At 70.1% G+C, this 15124-nt stretch carries 15 protein-coding genes; 8 read left to right on the forward strand and 7 right to left on the reverse strand.

Going from position 1 to position 15124, the window contains the following annotated elements; all coding sequences use genetic code 11:
* Positions 1-3: 3 nt before the first annotated feature.
* Positions 4-447, reverse strand: coding sequence for a MarR family winged helix-turn-helix transcriptional regulator (locus QRX50_RS42160; RefSeq protein ID WP_285968672.1), 444 nt, complete (start codon positions 445-447; stop codon positions 4-6).
* Between the two features lie 115 nt (positions 448-562).
* Here QRX50_RS42160 and QRX50_RS42165 point away from each other — a divergent pair, with 115 nt between their 5' ends.
* Both QRX50_RS42165 and QRX50_RS42170 read left to right on the forward strand, forming a co-directional pair.
* Positions 563-955, forward strand: a complete 393-nt coding sequence (locus QRX50_RS42165) for a DUF5313 domain-containing protein (protein WP_285968673.1) — start codon at positions 563-565, stop codon at positions 953-955.
* A 47-nt stretch (positions 956-1002) separates the two neighbouring features.
* Positions 1003-2001 carry an RluA family pseudouridine synthase gene (locus QRX50_RS42170; RefSeq protein WP_285968674.1) on the forward strand — a complete coding sequence of 333 codons (999 nt, stop codon included), beginning with the start codon at positions 1003-1005 and terminating at the stop codon, positions 1999-2001.
* Here the strand turns inward: QRX50_RS42170 and QRX50_RS42175 are convergent.
* A complete protein-coding gene (locus QRX50_RS42175; protein WP_434533192.1) occupies positions 1961-2566 on the reverse strand; it encodes a hypothetical protein in 606 nt (201 codons plus the stop codon). The two genes, QRX50_RS42170 and QRX50_RS42175, sit on opposite strands and share 41 nt — an antisense overlap.
* 155 nt (positions 2567-2721) lie before the next feature.
* Here QRX50_RS42175 and QRX50_RS42180 point away from each other — a divergent pair, with 155 nt between their 5' ends.
* Positions 2722-3318 (forward strand): ArsR/SmtB family transcription factor, encoded by a 597-nt coding sequence (locus QRX50_RS42180; RefSeq protein WP_285968675.1) that lies wholly within the window; start codon positions 2722-2724, stop codon positions 3316-3318.
* Here the strand turns inward: QRX50_RS42180 and QRX50_RS42185 are convergent.
* Positions 3302-4348, reverse strand: a complete 1047-nt coding sequence (locus tag QRX50_RS42185; RefSeq protein WP_220238872.1) for an alcohol dehydrogenase catalytic domain-containing protein — start codon at positions 4346-4348, stop codon at positions 3302-3304. The genes QRX50_RS42180 and QRX50_RS42185 overlap by 17 nt on opposite strands.
* Before the next feature lie 110 nt (positions 4349-4458).
* Here QRX50_RS42185 and QRX50_RS42190 point away from each other — a divergent pair, with 110 nt between their 5' ends.
* Positions 4459-5088, forward strand: coding sequence for an alpha-ketoglutarate-dependent dioxygenase AlkB (locus QRX50_RS42190; RefSeq protein WP_285968676.1), 630 nt, complete (start codon positions 4459-4461; stop codon positions 5086-5088).
* Positions 5089-5226: 138 nt separating this feature from the next.
* Here QRX50_RS42190 and QRX50_RS42195 read toward each other — a convergent pair whose 3' ends face one another.
* Positions 5227-6501 (reverse strand): cytochrome P450, encoded by a 1275-nt coding sequence (locus tag QRX50_RS42195; RefSeq protein WP_285968677.1) that lies wholly within the window; start codon positions 6499-6501, stop codon positions 5227-5229.
* A 158-nt stretch (positions 6502-6659) separates the two neighbouring features.
* On the opposite strand from QRX50_RS42195, the gene QRX50_RS42200 reads away from it, so the two are divergent.
* A complete protein-coding gene (locus QRX50_RS42200; RefSeq protein ID WP_285968678.1) occupies positions 6660-9722 on the forward strand; it encodes an ATP-binding protein in 3063 nt (1020 codons plus the stop codon).
* Positions 9723-10128: 406 nt separating this feature from the next.
* Here QRX50_RS42200 and QRX50_RS42205 read toward each other — a convergent pair whose 3' ends face one another.
* From QRX50_RS42205 to QRX50_RS42215, 3 genes are all read right to left on the reverse strand, one after another.
* Entirely contained in the window at positions 10129-10974 is an 846-nt protein-coding gene (locus QRX50_RS42205) for an ABC transporter permease (RefSeq protein WP_285968679.1), read from the reverse strand.
* Positions 10971-11957 (reverse strand): ATP-binding cassette domain-containing protein, encoded by a 987-nt coding sequence (locus tag QRX50_RS42210; RefSeq protein ID WP_285968680.1) that lies wholly within the window; start codon positions 11955-11957, stop codon positions 10971-10973. The genes QRX50_RS42205 and QRX50_RS42210 overlap by 4 nt, the downstream gene beginning before the upstream one ends.
* Before the next feature lie 86 nt (positions 11958-12043).
* Positions 12044-12613: an NADPH-dependent FMN reductase gene (locus tag QRX50_RS42215; protein ID WP_285968681.1), complete on the reverse strand. Its 570-nt coding sequence runs from the start codon at positions 12611-12613 to the stop codon at positions 12044-12046.
* Positions 12614-12863: 250 nt separating this feature from the next.
* Between QRX50_RS42215 and QRX50_RS42220 the strand changes: the two genes are divergently transcribed.
* The 3 genes from QRX50_RS42220 to QRX50_RS42230 are packed head-to-tail and all read left to right on the forward strand — an operon-like array spanning position 12864 to position 15067.
* On the forward strand, positions 12864-13859 hold the full coding sequence (locus QRX50_RS42220) for a LacI family DNA-binding transcriptional regulator (RefSeq protein ID WP_285968682.1): 996 nt from the start codon (positions 12864-12866) through the stop codon (positions 13857-13859).
* A 39-nt stretch (positions 13860-13898) separates the two neighbouring features.
* The gene (locus QRX50_RS42225) at positions 13899-14459 is read left to right on the forward strand and encodes a TetR/AcrR family transcriptional regulator (RefSeq protein WP_285968683.1); all 561 of its coding nucleotides are present in this window, start codon (positions 13899-13901) and stop codon (positions 14457-14459) included.
* Positions 14456-15067 (forward strand): class I SAM-dependent methyltransferase, encoded by a 612-nt coding sequence (locus QRX50_RS42230; protein ID WP_285968684.1) that lies wholly within the window; start codon positions 14456-14458, stop codon positions 15065-15067. The genes QRX50_RS42225 and QRX50_RS42230 overlap by 4 nt, the downstream gene beginning before the upstream one ends.
* Positions 15068-15124: the final 57 nt, after the last annotated feature.

The following is a 15124-nucleotide window of genomic DNA, read 5'->3' on the forward strand; positions in this document are numbered from 1 at the left end:
CGCTCAGCCGGTCGCTTCGATCACGCGACCCAAAGCGCCGTGGAGGGCCTCCAGCTCGGAGACCTCCATGCCGAGCGTCTCGACCACGCGGTACGGGATCTTCTCGGCCTCGGCCCGCAGCTCGCGGCCCTTCTCGGTGAGCTCGACGGTGAGCTGCCGCTCGTCGGAGGCCTTGCGGCCGCGGGTGACGTAGCCCATCGCTTCGAGCCGCTTCAGCAACGGGGACAGCGTCGCGGGTTCGTGGCGCAGCGCGGTCCCGAGGTCCTTCACCGACCTCGGGGCTTTCTCCCACAGCGCGAGCATCACGAGGTACTGCGGGTGCGTCAACCCGTAGGGCTCCAGCAGGGGCCGGTAGATCGCGATGACGCTGCGCGAGGCGACCGACAGCGCGAAGCACACCTGGCGGTCGAGCTTCAGCGGGTCGTCGCCCAAGTCGATCTCTGCCACGGGGTCCTCCTCCTGGTCCGGGCCACCTTAACGGCTTCGGGTGTGGCCTCGGCTACCTTATCGATTAGCGCACTAATCATTAGTGTACTCTATTGGTAGCCGACAAGGAGGCGTGATGAACCGTCCAGGAGTCTTCCGCTGGTTCTGGTACGCAGTAGGCGGGCGCCTGCCCGAAAGCTACCGGGACTGGATCCTGCACGACACGACGTCGAAGCACTGGAAGGCACGGCACGTGCTGCGCAGTTCCGTGGGCCTCATCCCGCTGTGCCTCGTGTGGCTGCTGCTGCCGGGCCCGCTGGCGCTGCGGCTCGCGATCGTGCTCATGGCTGCGCTGGTCGCGTACTTCTACTCGTCGGTGTACATGGAGGAAAGCATCGAGCACCGCCTCTCGCGCAACGGCTTCCCTCCGGGCACGGGCAAGCGCATCCGCCGCGAGGCCGCCGAAGCCGCCGACGCCGAGGCGAAGGCCCGCTACATCGCGATCTACCGCCAGAACACGGGCGAATGACCGCTCCCGGCAGCGGTGCCGCGGGCCACGACTAGAGTCGGCGTCCGATGAGACGCAAGCTTCGCGGCCCGCTGCCGCCGCGCCACGGGCTGGACCCGGCGCGGCTGAGGATGCCCGACGAGGGCCCGTGGGACACGTTGCTGGAACACCTTGTGGAGCGCCTGCCGCGCCTGGACCCGGCGCGGATCGAGCAGATGCTGCGCGAGGAGCGCATCTTCGGTCTCGAAGGGCCGCTCGGGGTCGACGCGGCGTTCGTGCCCGGCTCGTTCATCTGGTTCCACCGCGACCTGCCCGACGAGGTGCCGGTGCCGTTCGACATCGCGGTCGTGCACCGCGACGAACACCTGCTGGTGGTCGACAAACCCCACTTCCTCGCCACGATCCCGCGCGGCAAGCACATCCTCGAAACCGCGCTGGTGCGGCTGCGGCGCGACCTGGACCTGCCGGCGCTGTCGCCCGCGCACCGCCTCGACCGCGTGACCGCGGGGCTCGTGATGTTCGTGATCACACCGGAAGTGCGCGGAAAGTACCAAACGATGTTCCGCGACCGACGCGTGAGGAAAGAATACGAAGCAATCGCGCCCTACGATCCCTCGCTCGAGCTGCCGCGCACGGTCCGCAGCCACATCGTCAAGGAACGCGGAGTGCTTGCGGCGCAGGAGATCGAGGGCCCGGTGAACGCCGAAACCCGCGTGGAACTTCTCGAACACCGCGACGGGCTCGGCCGCTACCGCCTGCTGCCCGCCACCGGCCGAACGCACCAGCTGCGCGTGCACCTGTCCGGCCTCGGCATCCCGATCCTCGGTGACGACTTCTACCCCGTGCTGACGGAAAAGCCGCTCGACGACTTCACGAAACCGTTGCAGCTGCTGGCCAAGGTGCTGGAGTTCGACGATCCCGTGAGCGGCGAGCACCGCCGGTTCACGAGCTCCCTGCACCTGACGGCGTGGGACTCACCGGACGAGTGGGCGGCGCCCCCGGCCGCTGAGGCCGGGGACGCCGAACTCACTTCGTCCAGAACTTCACACCGCTCCACTGCACCGTGATCGGTCCCGCACCACTGCTGGTGCGATACGAACCGAACTTGTCGTAATAACTACCACCCGGGCTGTCGATGGTCTGCTTGAGCGAACCGTTGATGTACACCTTGTGCGTGCTGCCCACCTGGTTGATGGTGTTGACGCGCACGGAGGTGCCCACGGTGGCGCCGCTGGCGAGCGTCTGACCGCCCTCCACCGCGTACATCCGGCCGCCCTTTTCCACCGCCAGCAGGAAGTACGGGCCGGCGTTCGACCCGTCGCGGAAGGTCTGCTTCACGCTGATGCGCGTGCCGCTCATGCTCGTGACCTTGAAGGATCCCTCGAACTGGTGCGTGCCGCCGGTGTAGGTGTCGTACCGGCGCTCGGCACGCTGGTCACCGCTGCCCGTGGAGCAGGTGAGCTGGAACGTGAGCCCGTTGATCTGCCCGCACCCGCGCTCCTGCTCGGAGAACCCGGGCGACCACGGCTTCCACGGACCGGTGCCGACCTGCGCACCGGCCACCGGAGCCACCACCGCGAGCCCACACACGACCCCTGCGAGCACCCCACCGACGCGTAGCCTTCCTCGCACTTGCCAACCTCCGTACAACTCAGGGCGGCGGTAGCGGGACAGGTCCAGACCACTGCGTCGAACCTGGGTGATCACTGTACGAGCACGGACGAAAACAGACAAGAGCCGGATTCACGACTCTTGACAGCTTTGTTTGTCAATGCTTGGCTCGGACCGTGCGCGACATCGAGGTGATCGAGGACCCGGCCGCGGCGGCGGCCGCGCTGGACCCGGTCCGCGCGCGCCTGCTGGCGGCGCTGGCCGAACCCGCGTCAGCGGCCTCGCTCGCCACCCGCGTCGGGCTCACGCGCCAGAAAGTGAACTACCACCTGCGCGCGCTGGAATCCCACGGCCTCATCGAGCCCGCGGGCGAACGCCAGTGGGGCGGGCTGACCGAACGCCTCTTCGCCGCCACGGCCGCGTCGTACCAGGTCTCCCCCGCCGCACTCGGCGACGCCGGCACGTCGGTGATGGAGCCCGACCGGCTCTCCTCGGCGTATCTGCTGGCGGTCGCCGGCCGGACCGTGCGCGAGGTCGCCGGACTCGTGCGCCGGGCCGCGCGCGCCGGCAAACCGCTGCCGACTTTGGCCCTGGACACGGAAATCGCGTTCCGCTCGGCGCGCGAGCGGGCGGCGTTCACCGACGAGCTGGCGACGCTCGTGACCGGGCTCGTCTCGCGGTACCACGACGAATCGGCTCCGGGCGCGCGGACGCACCGGCTGGTGGTCACCGCGCACCCGAAGCCGGCCGATCCGCCTACGCCGGCTGGATGATCACCTTCAATGCCTGGTGGTCGGCGGCGTTGCCGAACACGTCGTAGGCCTGGTCGAGCTGGTCGAAGGTGAACGTGTGCGTGCCCATCTTCTCCGCGGGGATGCGGCCGCTCGCGACCATCTTCAGCAGCGTCGGGATGGACACGGTGTCGACGAGACCCATGGTGAGCGTGATGTTGCGGATCCACAGGTCCTGCATGGGCAGTTCCACGCCCACGCCGTGCACACCGATGTTCGCGACGTGCCCGCCGGGCCGCACGAGCGCGGCGGCGGTCTGCAGGGTCTCGGGGTAGCCGACGGCTTCGATGGCGACGTCGACGCCGAGCCCGTCGGTGTGCGCGAGGACCTCCGCGACGGTGTCGGGCCCGGCGGCAACCGTGTCCGTCGCGCCGAACTCGAGGGCCTTCTCGAGGCGGAACTTGTTGGCGTCGATGGCGATCACCTTCGACGCGCCCCACAGGCCCGTGGTGAGGATCGCCGCGAGCCCGACCGCGCCGGAGCCGACAACGGCCACCGTGTCGCCCGGGCGGACCTCGCCCGCGAGCACGCCGACCTCGTAGCCGGTGGGCAGGGAGTCGGCCAGGAAGATGGCCTGTTCGTCGGTGACCTCGGCGGGCACGTGGTAGAGCGACGTGTCGGCGAAGGGTACGCGGACGTACTCGGCCTGGGTGCCGTCGATGAGGTGCCCGAAGATCCACCCGACGCCGCCGACCGTGCGGCAGTGCGAGGGCATGCCCCGCTGGCAGTAGTCGCAGCGGCCGCAGCGCGTGACGGCCGGCACGAGCACCCGGTCGCCGACTTTGAAGCTGCCCACCGCGTCGCCGACCGCCGTGACCGTGCCGACGGCTTCGTGGCCGAGGATGCGGCCGTCGGTGACCGCGGCGACGTCGCCGTGGAGGATGTGGAGATCGGTGCCGCAGATCGTGGTGGTGTCGACCTTCACCACGACGTCGGTCACCTCTTGGATCGTCGCGTCGGGAACGTCTTCCCACGCCTTGTTTCCGGGTCCGTGGTACACCAGTGCCTTCATCGCCACCTCCGGGTCGGGACCGACCCTGGACGCTACGACGGGTCCGCGGCGCCGCCGGTCTCAAATTCAGACACCCGAACAGGTGTTCGATCATCGTGTACGGTGGGGGCATGAGTCACGCACTTCAGGGATCGCTCTTCGGGTCCGGCTTCGAAGGCGCTGCTTTGGGCTCCCTCAACGGGATCCGGCGCACCGACCTCGGCCGCGGCGCGTGGGTCGACGTGCTGCCGGGCTGGCTGTCGGGGTCCGACGAGATTTTCACGCGCTTGGTCGAAGACGTCCCGTGGCACGCCGAGCAGCGGCAGATGTACGACCGCGTCGTCGCCGTGCCGCGCCTGCTCTGCTTCTACCGCGAAGGCGAAACGCTGCCGCACCCTTTGCTGACCTCGGCCCGCGACGCGCTCTCCGCGCACTACGCGGCCGAACTCGGCGAGCCCTTCCGCACCGCCGGTCTGTGCTACTACCGCGACGGCCGCGACAGCGTCGCCTGGCACGGCGACACCATCGGCCGCGGCAGCTCCGAAGACACCATGGTCGCGATCCTCTCGGTGGGCACCGCGCGCCACCTGGCGCTGCGGCCCCGCGGCGGCGGCGAGTCCCACCGCTACCCCCTGGGCCACGGCGACCTCATCGTCATGGGCGGCTCCTGCCAGCGCACGTGGGAACACGCGATCCCGAAGACAGGTAAGGGAGTGGGGCCGCGAATCAGCATCCAGTTCCGGCCACGAGGGGTGCGTTAGCCACCACTCGACGGCGTGGGAAAGTCCCGTCCAGAGCCGCTTTTCGTCGAAACACGCCGCCTCGCAGCCCACGCGGCGCCGCTCGGCTTCCGTGAAGGCGGAGAAGATCCCCCACGGAAATCCGGCGCGCGCCTGGCGTCAGCGGACCAGCACCGGCAGTGAGTCGAGCCCGTAGACGATCGAGACCTTGCGGAACGCCAGCTCGTCCGGCGAGACGGCCAGCCGCAGGTCCGGGAACCGCTTGACCAGGGCCGGGTAGGCCGTGCGCAGCTCCATGCGGGCCAGCTCCGCGCCGATGCAGCGGTGGATGCCGTAGCCGAAGGCCAGGTGTGAGGACGGGTCGCGCCGGGGGTCGAAGCGTTCCATGTCGGTGCCCAGCGTGGCATCGCGGTTGGCGACGGACAGGGAGACCAGCACGATGTCGCCCTCGCCGATGTGGACGCCCGCGACGTCAATATCTTCCTTGGCGAAGCGCGGGAAGGCCATCTGCACCACGGTGAGGTAGCGCAGCAGCTCCTCGACGAACCGGTGCACGGAGTCGTCGTCGCCGCGGACCGCGTCGAACGCGGCGGGGTCGCGGAGCAGCACCAGGGCGCCGAGGGCGAGCATGCTGGCGGTGGTTTCGAGGCCACCGGTGAGCACTCCGTCGGCGAGGCCCGCGAGCTCGAGGTCGTCGATCTCGTCGCCGTGTTCCTTGATGAGCATGCCGAGCAGGCCGTCGCCCGGTTCTTCGCGCTGCTTCTTGACGATGTCGAGCAGGTAGGTCAGCGACTCCGAGATCGCACCGAGCGACGCGCCCGCGCCGCCGAACAGGTCGAAGCGCGCGGTGCTCAGGCGCTGGAAGTCGGCGCGGTCCTCATAGGACACCCCGAGCAGCTCGCAGATCGTGAGCGACGGGATCGGGAGCGCGAACGCCTCCCACAGGTCCACGGGCCCCTCGGCGGCGGCCATCGCGTCGAGCTGTTCGTTCACGATCTCGTCGATGCGCGGCGTGAGGCGGTTGAGCCGGCGCATGGTGAACTCCGGCGTCAGCAGCTTGCGCAGCCGCGAGTGCACCGGCGGGTCGGCGAAGCCCAGGCCGCCCGGGTTCTGGTCCTCGGTCACGCCCGCGCTGCCGACGAGGTTCGTGAAGTCGTTGCTGAACTCCGAGACCTTGCCGAGAACGGCCTTCGACTCCTCGTAGCCGGTCACGAGCCACGCGTTCATGCCGAACGGCAGGTCGAGCTTGCTGATGGGCGCCTCTTCCCGGCGCTGCCCCAGCGACGGCACAGGGTCGAGCCCCACGCGCCGCAGCGGTTCCAGCGCGGAGTCGGGCAGAAATGCCATCTTCTCGAGGTCGAAACCCTTCTTCTGCTGCCGGGCGATGTACCGGCGGCCTGCCCAGGCGAGGACACGCGAGCGGAGACTCCCCATGGCGGCGACACTACCCCACCCGCCGTTCGGGTGATCCGGGCGGAGACAGCTGTCACCTGCGGTTCACCCGGGGATTGTCGGTGCCGCCGTCCAGAATGGGCGCGACGAACGACGCCGGGCCGTGAGAGGCTCGGCTCACGAACCCGGAGGAAACGGACATGACTGCGGCGCTCATCGGACGGGAGCACCCCGCCTCGGTGTTGCGCGCGGAGCTGGCGCGCGCGACCGCGAGCCACGGCGGCCTGGTGCTGGTCACCGGCGAGGCCGGCATCGGCAAGACCACGCTCGTCACGGGCCTGGCCGACGAGGCCCGTGAACGCGGCGCGCTGGTGCTCGCCGGCACGTGCTGGGAGTCGGGCAGCGCGCCCGGTTACTGGCCGTGGGTGCAGGTCGTGCGCGCGCTGCGCCGGGCCGCGGAGCCGCACGAGTGGGCCGCCGCCGATTCCGCGACGCTCTCGGCGCTGCTCGGCGAATCCCCCGAGCCCGGCGACGCGTTCCGGTTGCACGACGCCGTCACGAGCGCGCTCATCACGCTCTCGCACGACCGGCCCGTGGTGGTGGTCCTCGACGACCTGCACTGGGCCGACCCCGCTTCGCTGCGCCTGCTCGACTTCGCGGCGCGCCACACGTGGTTCGAGCGGCTGTTGCTGATCGGCACGTACCGGGATGTCGAGGTCGAGGCGCCCGGCCACCCGCTGCACCAGCTCGTGCTGCCGCTCGTCGCGAAGGCCACCACGGTCACGCTCACCGGCCTCGACCCCGCGCAGGTCGCCGAGCTGATGGGCCGCACCGCGGGCACGGACCCCGGCGCCGAACTGGCCGCCGACGTGCACCGCCGCACCGGCGGCAACCCGTTTTTCGTCGAGCAGACCGCGCGGCTCTGGCGCAGCGGCAGCCCCGTCTCGGCCGTCGCGCCGGGCGTGGCCGACGCGCTGCAGCGGCGGCTGTCGCTGCTGCCGGCGCAGGTGGCGGACCTGTTGAGCGACGCCGCCGTGCTCGGCCGGGAGTTCTCGTTGCATTTGCTCGCGGCGGTCGCCGGCGCCCCCGTGCCGCAGGTCGACCACCTGCTCGGCCAGGCCATCGCGACGCGGCTCGTGGTCGCGCTGGGCGAAGGCCGCTTCGCGTTCGCCCACGACCTGGTCCGTGAATCGCGCTACGCCGGCCTCGGGATCGAGGGAGCGGCCCGCCGCCACGCGGCCGTCGCCGACTCCGACCTGGTCGGCCCCGCCGAACGCGCCCGGCACGCCTACCTGGCCGGCGCTCTCGTCGAGCCGGCCCGCACCGTCGAGCTGCTCCTGGCGGCGACCCGGGATGCGAGTGCGCGCCTCGCCATCGAGGAGTCGATCGGCCACCTGCGGCGCGCACTGGAACGCGCGCCGACCGTCCGTACGCGTGCCGTCGTGGAGCTGGAACTGGGCACGGTGCTGTGGCGCGTCGACGACAAGGACGAGGCCTGGGAACACTTCGAAGGGGCCGTGACGGCCGTCCGCGAACTCGACGACGCCGAGCTGCTCGCGCGCGCCGGCCTCACCCTCGCCCGAGTCGACCCGGGCGGCGCACGCCACGAGCTCGTCTCCGGTCTCCTCCTGGAAGCCCACCGCCGCCTCTGCGCGGGAACTCCGGCCGAACAGCTGTCCCTCGACCGCGTCACGCTCGAGCTGACGGCCCGCGCCGCCATGCTCGCCCGCGACGACGAGGACGACCACGCCCTGGCCTTCTCCCTGTGGGCTCGCCACGACGCCATCTGGGGCCCCGGCAGCGGCGCCGAACGCGAGCGGCTGACGGACGAACTCGCAGCCATCGCCCGCCGCACCGGCGACCGCGAAAACGAATACTTCGCGTCGTCGTTGAAATGGGTCGCCCTCCTCGAACAAGGCGACCCCCGTTATCTGGAGCAGTTCCGCTCGTTCCAGGCCCTGACGGAAAACAGCGGCCTGCGCGGCGCCGAACTGGCCGCGAAAATCGACCGCAGCATCATCTGTGCCCTCCACGGCCGCTTCGCCGACTCGGACGCCGCTCTGCAGCAAGCTTTGGACGCGCACCTCGGCCTGAGTGAACGCGAGTTCGGCTTCATGGGCGACCAGCTGCGCTGGAGCGCCCTGCTGCTGCAAGGCCGTTTCGCCGAGCTGGCCGACCTGCCCGCCCGCATGAGCGACGCCGGCCACTCCCACCCCGGCCTCCTGCGCGCCCTCGCCGCCGCCCACGCCGGCGACGCGGCCGCCACGCGCGAGCTGCTCGCCGAGGCCACCGCGGAAGCCCCGTACTCCCGCGAGTTCACCCCGCTGTGGCTGCGCTGCCAGGCCCAGGCCGCCGCCGTCCTGGCCGACCGCCCGGCCGCCGAACGCCTCCTGGCCGAGCTCGCCCCGTACTCCGGCGAATGGCTGGTTTCCTTGTACGGCTGCGACCTGAGCGGCCCGGTCGACCTCTGGACCGGCCTCCTCGCCGCAACCCTCGGCGACCACGACCTCGCCGTCGATCTGTTCACCGCGGCCGCCCGCTCCGCCGACCGCCTGCGTGCGCGCCCGTGGTCGATCGAAGCCCGCAGCCACCTCGCCACCGCCTACCAGAACCTCGGCGACACCACTCGTGCGGCAGAACTGTTCGACACCGTCACCGCGGAAGCCACTTCCCTTGGCATGCACCACATCCCCGCCCGCGTTCGTTCAGCCCGAACGGAACCGTTACCCCTCAACGAGTTCCGCCGGACCGACTCCGTCTGGTGCCTCCGCTACTCCGGCCACGAGACCCGCGTCCCCGACTCCAAAGGCCTGCGCGACCTCCACTCCCTCCTCGGCCGCCCCGGCACCGACGTCCCCGCCGTCCGCCTCCTCTCCCCCGAAGCCGACTTCGCCCCCACCTTCACCGGCACCCCCGTCCTCGACGACACCGCCAAAGCCGCCTACCGCCACCGCCTCACCGAACTCGACGCCGCCATCGACCACGCCACCACCCTCGGCAACGACACCCGCGCCGCCACCCTCGACACCGAACGCGCCGCGCTCCTCACCGAACTCCGCACCTCCTCCGGCCTCGCCGGCCGCACCCGCCGCCTGGGCGACGAATCCGAACGCGCGCGCAAAGCCGTCACCGCCCGCATCCGCGACGCCATCCGCAAGCTCGCCGACCTCCACCCCACCCTCGCCGATCACCTCCACGCCACCATCACCACCGGCTCGAGCTGCTCCTACCACCCACCCACCCCCACCCCTTGGCGCCTCTGACGCCGCCACCCCAGCCACCCCACCCCAATGTGGCGTTCGGTGCGTTGAACGCACCGAACGCCACATTGGGTGCACCCAGCGCACCCAACGCCACATTGGGGCGCTTTTGCCCCACCCCACCGCCGGCCGCACACACAACCCACCACCCCACCCACCCCGGCGTTCTCTTGCCACCACCCAACCCCCACCCGGCAACACGACCGAAGCTCCCCCCATCCCTCCCCGCAACCTTCCCCCGGCCGGCCCCCCGATTCTTTTCCCCAACACAGTAGAGATCGGCTTGTCGAGGTACTCATTCCCGCCTTGACAAGCCGATCTCTACCGTCGTAACAATCAAAAATCGGGGTGCCCACCACATTCCCCAGTGCCAATGGTGTGCGCAGCACGCCGAGGCACCTTCAAACCCTCACTTCCGGTTGTACAACCGCATAGTCCACGTCCCAAACACCACCGTCAGCGCCGCCGCCGCCACCAGTGTCCACATGATCGCCGAGAAGTCCCACACCCCAGCCATCATCGACCGAACCCCGCTCACCAACTGCGTAATCGGATTGAACTCCACAAATACCTGCAACCACCCCGGCATCGTCGACGGATCCACATACACGTTCGACAGGAAAGTCAGCGGCATGATCACCATCATGCTCACCCCCATCACCGACTTCTCCGACCGCAACAGCAACCCGAACATCGTCCACACCCACGACAACCCGAACGAAAACACCAACAACAGCACAACTCCAGCCACCACACCCCCGAACCCACCAGGCGGCCGGAACCCCAGCACCAACCCCACCACCATGATCACCACAGACGCGATCACATACCGCAACGCGTCCCCCAGCAAATACCCCACCATCGCCGACGGCCGCCAAATCGGCAACGTCCGAAACCGGTCGAACACCCCTTTCTCGATATCCGTATTGACCGCCAACCCCGTATACATCGTGATCATCACAACACTCGACGCCAGAATCCCCGGCAGGAAGAACTGCAGGTACTGCGAAGGCGACCCCGCCAAGGCCCCACCGAACAAATACGTGAACATCAACGTCATCATGATCGGGAACGCCGTCACGTCGAACAGCTGCTCCGGCACGTGCTTGATCTTCAGCACCGCCCGCCGCCCGAACGTGATGGACGTCGACAACGCACTCGGCCGCGGCGGACGCTCCACCGCCACCAACAACGCCGCCAAATCCTCGACCTTCGGCGCCGCCAACTCGACATCAGCCTCACGTACAGTCGTCACACCGCCACCTCCTCACTCGCCGGACGATCAGTCAGAGCCAAGAACACCTCGTCGAGACTCGGCTGCCCCAAAGAAAACGTGTCGACGGTGATGCCGGCTCGCGCCAGCTCCGCCAACGCCCGCGACGCTCGGTCCGCCGCACCGAGATGCGCATCGGCCGACAACCGCGCCGTCAACGCCAGCGGATCCGGCTCCAGCTGCACCGCCGCGTCGAGCGTCCGCCCCAGCACCTCCGCCGCGACGGAACGCTGATCAGCGTCCCGCAACCGCAAATGCACAGCCCCGACCCCCACGGACGCCTTCAACTCCCCCTTGGTCCCCTCCGCGATCACCTTCCCGTGATCGATCACCGCGATCCGCGATGCCAGCTGATCGGCCTCGTCGAGATACTGGGTAGTCAGCAACACTGTCGTCCCCTGCCCGACAATCGCGCGCACGATGTCCCACACCTGGTTGCGGCTACGGGGATCCAGCCCCGTCGTCGGCTCGTCGAGGAACAGCAGATCCGGTGTGTTCAGAATGCTGGCCGCGATGTCCAACCGCCGCCGCATCCCACCCGAGTAGTTCTTCACCTGCCGCGCGGCCGCGTCGGTCAACCCGAACGCCTCCAGCAACTGCGCCGCACGCGACCGGGCCGCGGGCTTGCGATGCCCGAGCAGCCGAGCCAGCATCACGAGGTTCTCGGTACCGGTGAGATCCTCGTCGACCGACGCGTACTGCCCGGTGAGGCTCACCCGGCTGCGCACCGCGTCGGCCTCACGCACCACGTCCTTGCCGAATACCCGCGCCTCACCCCCGTCGGGCCTGGTCAACGTCGCCAGCATGCGCACGGCCGTCGTCTTGCCCGCGCCGTTGGGGCCGAGGACGCCGAAGACGGTGCCCGCAGGCACCACGAGATCGATGCCGTCGACCGCCCGGGTCTGCCCGAACACCTTCACGAGCCCGGCGGTCTCGATCGCCGGCCCGGCGGTGGCACTGCTCATGTCTGTCCCTTCCCGTCACAGTCGGTTCACGCGCAGTCGGTTCACGCGCAGTCGGTTCACGCGCAGTCGGTTCACGCGCAGTCGGTTCACGCGCAATACGGCCGCGCCCGCCGCCCGTCGCGCAGGGCGAGCCCCCACCAGACGAGCTCGTCGAGCAACGTCGTCACGGCGTGCGCGTAGCGCTCCGGATCGGGCCGGAACCCGCCGTCGGCGACGCGGCCTTCGAGCAGGTCGAGGCACACCGCGTCGCGCAACGTCGCCGTGTGCAGCTCGGTGAACACCCCACGGAGCTGCTCCACCGCGTATCGGCCGGCGGCGCGGTAGCCGTAGGAGACGAAGCCGACCGGTTTCGCCCGCCACTCGTCGTACGCGCAGTCGATGGCCTGCTTGAGCGACGCCGGGAAGCTGCGGTTGTACTCCGGTGTGACGACCACGTAGGCCTCCGCCGCCGCGATCCGCCGCGCGAACCCGGTCATCGCCGGGGTCGGCCGCGCCGGGTAGCACGCGGGGATCGCGAAGTCGGCGAGGTCGACCACGTCGAGGTCCAGGCCGGTGCGCACACCGGCCCGCTCGACGAACCACCGGCCGACGCCGCCGCCCACCCGGCCCTCCCGGGTGCTGGCGACGACCACGGCCACCCGCAGCTTCTCCTGCACACCCTCAGGGCGCCAGATGCGCGCGAGCCGTCGCCAGATCGGATCTGGCAGGCGAGAGGTCAGGCGTCCAGGCGCACGAACACCGAGAAGAGGAACACCACCGCGAGCGCCCACTGGGCACACCACAACACGATGTGTTCACTGCGCCGACGCCCATGCGCTCCCACCGAGACCGGTCCCGCGCCGGCAGTATCCGTTGAAACGTTTCATCATCGTGTTAGGCTGGCCGTCCCGAGGGCGAGGGAGGGCCGTGGTCGGCATCAAGGAAGTCGCGAAGCGCGCAGGCGTTTCGATCGGCACAGTGTCCAATGTGGTCAATCGGCCGCACGTCGTCGCGACGGCCACGCGCAACCGGGTCCTGTCGGTCATCCAGGAGCTGGGGTACGTGCGCGACGAGTCCGCGCGACAGCTGCGCGCGGGGCGTTCGCGGATCATGGCGCTGCTCGTGCTCGACCTCGGGAACCCGTTTTTCGTCGACGTCGCGCGCGGCGCCGAGGAAGCCGCGCACGCGCAGGGGATCAACGTCATCACGTGCAACAGCGGGCAGCGGGTGGAGACCGAGGCGTCGTACCTCGCGATGCTCGCCGAGCAGCGGGTGCGCGGCGCGTTGCTGAGCCCGGTCGACACCGCCGGCGACGCGATGCGCGCCTTCCGGCGCAGCGGGATCCCGTACGTGTTCGTGGACCGCAAGGTGCCCGCAGACGAGGCGAGCTCCGTGTCGGTGGACGACGTCGCGGGTGGCGCGCTCGCCGCGCGGCACCTGCTGGAGACCGGGCACCGGCACATCGGGTTCGTGAACGGCCCCACCCTCCTCACGCAGTGCCGCGACCGCGACGCCGGCGTGCGTTCCGTGCTCACCGGCTCGGGCGCGCAGCTGTCGGCGGTGGAAGCGATCGGCCTGGACGTCGCGTCGGGCCGCGACGCGGGCGCGCGCCTGCTCGGCATGAGCCCCCGGCCGACGGCCGTGTTCTGCGCCAACGACCTGCTCGCGCTCGGCGTGCTGCAGGCGATGGTCGGCGCAGGCGTGCGCGTGCCGGACGAGATGGCCATCGTCGGCTACGACGACATCGAGTTCGCGGGCGCGGCGGCCGTCCCGCTCACGTCCGTGCGCCAGCCCGCGTTCCGGCTCGGGCGCACGGCCGCCGAGCAGCTGCTGGCGGAGACAGACGAAAACCCGCCGCCGCACCGTGAAGAGGTGTTCACGCCGGAGCTGGTGGTGCGGGAGTCGACGCGCGTTCGGCGGTAACTGTTTACACCGGAGTGTACAGAGGGTTATAAACACTTCGTGGACACCGGCCGCAAGCTCCTGCCCCGCGCCGAACGCCGCGCGCAGATCCTCGCCGCGGCGCGCACGGCGTTCGCCCGCGACGGCTACGCGGCCACCACGATCGAGCTGGTCGCCCGCGAGGCCGGCGTGACGGCGACGATCATCTACCGCCACTTCGCCGGCAAGCCCGACCTGTACCGCGCCGTCCTCGACGACGTCCGCGACCGCCTGCGGGCGGCCACGGCGGACCGTCCCGACCCGGTGCGCGCGGCGGTTTCCGCGGCGGCCTCCGACCCGGACGGCTTCCGGCTGCTGTTCCGCCACGTCGCGCGCGAACCGGAGTTCAGCGAATGGGCGGCCGACTTCCGCTCACGGAGCTCGATGGTGGCCGAATCGGCGCTGCCGGCCGAAATCCCCGATCCCGCAGGCCGTTCGTGGGCCGCGGCTCTGCTGACGACCCTCACGGTGGAAACGATCCTCACCTGGCTCGACGCCGGCCGCCCCGCTTCCGAAGAGACTGTCGCCACCGCCATCGACGCCGCCTCAGCCGCCTTGATCACCACGATCGGAGCGCCATGACCTACCACGACGTCGGCCGCTTCGACGCCCGCGCCGACACCTACGACAAGTCGGCCATGCAGGGCTTCTTCGGCGCCGTCCACCGTGCAACGCTCTCCTTCGCCGCCACTGGTGCGCCCCGTTCGGTCCTGGACGTGGGCGCCGGCACCGGCGAACTGCTCGCTCTGGTTCACGGTCGGTTCCCGGATGCTGGTCTGTCCGGTGTGGACCCCGCGGCCCGGATGCTCGCGCGGGCGCGCGAAAAGCCCTTCCCGGCCACGCTTTCCGCCGGCTCCGTGGAATCCCTCCCCTACCCTTCGGGGAACTTCGACCTGGTGCTGTCCACGATGTCGTTCCACCACTGGGCCGACCCCGCCCGGGGCCTCTCGGAAATCCACCGCGTCCTCGCTCCCGGCGGCACGGCGGTCGTGGCCGAGCACTTCACCCGCGGGTGGCTGCGCTTTGCCGCTCGCCTCCTGCCGAGCCGCAACCGCACGGAAAGCATCGAGGAAGTCGTCACGCTGGCCCACAACGCCGGCCTCGACTTCGCCGGCCAAGCCACGGTGTTCCGTTTGGCCGGGCTGCCTTTCGTCACCGCCCTGCGGTTGCGCAAGCCCGGAAACGCCTGAGGGGCGGCACCGAAACGACACCGCCCCTCAGCACGCGGGTACCCGAAGCTGTGCCGG

This window comes from Amycolatopsis sp. 2-15 (assembly GCF_030285625.1).
In the GTDB taxonomy this organism is placed as follows: Bacteria; Actinomycetota; Actinomycetes; order Mycobacteriales; family Pseudonocardiaceae; genus Amycolatopsis; species Amycolatopsis carbonis.

Excerpts from the sequence above, each read along its gene's own strand:
- QRX50_RS42210 (WP_285968680.1), bottom strand. The coding sequence starts at position 11,957 with ATGAGCAGTGCCACCGCCGGGCCGGCGATCGAGACCGCCGGGCTCGTG.
- QRX50_RS42190 (WP_285968676.1), top strand. The coding sequence starts at position 4,459 with ATGAGTCACGCACTTCAGGGATCGCTCTTCGGGTCCGGCTTCGAAGGC.
- QRX50_RS42185 (WP_220238872.1), bottom strand. The coding sequence starts at position 4,348 with ATGAAGGCACTGGTGTACCACGGACCCGGAAACAAGGCGTGGGAAGAC.
- QRX50_RS42230 (WP_285968684.1), top strand. The coding sequence starts at position 14,456 with ATGACCTACCACGACGTCGGCCGCTTCGACGCCCGCGCCGACACCTAC.
- QRX50_RS42165 (WP_285968673.1), top strand. The coding sequence starts at position 563 with ATGAACCGTCCAGGAGTCTTCCGCTGGTTCTGGTACGCAGTAGGCGGG.
- QRX50_RS42170 (WP_285968674.1), top strand. The coding sequence starts at position 1,003 with ATGAGACGCAAGCTTCGCGGCCCGCTGCCGCCGCGCCACGGGCTGGAC.
- QRX50_RS42195 (WP_285968677.1), bottom strand. The coding sequence starts at position 6,501 with ATGGGGAGTCTCCGCTCGCGTGTCCTCGCCTGGGCAGGCCGCCGGTAC.
- QRX50_RS42200 (WP_285968678.1), top strand. The coding sequence starts at position 6,660 with ATGACTGCGGCGCTCATCGGACGGGAGCACCCCGCCTCGGTGTTGCGC.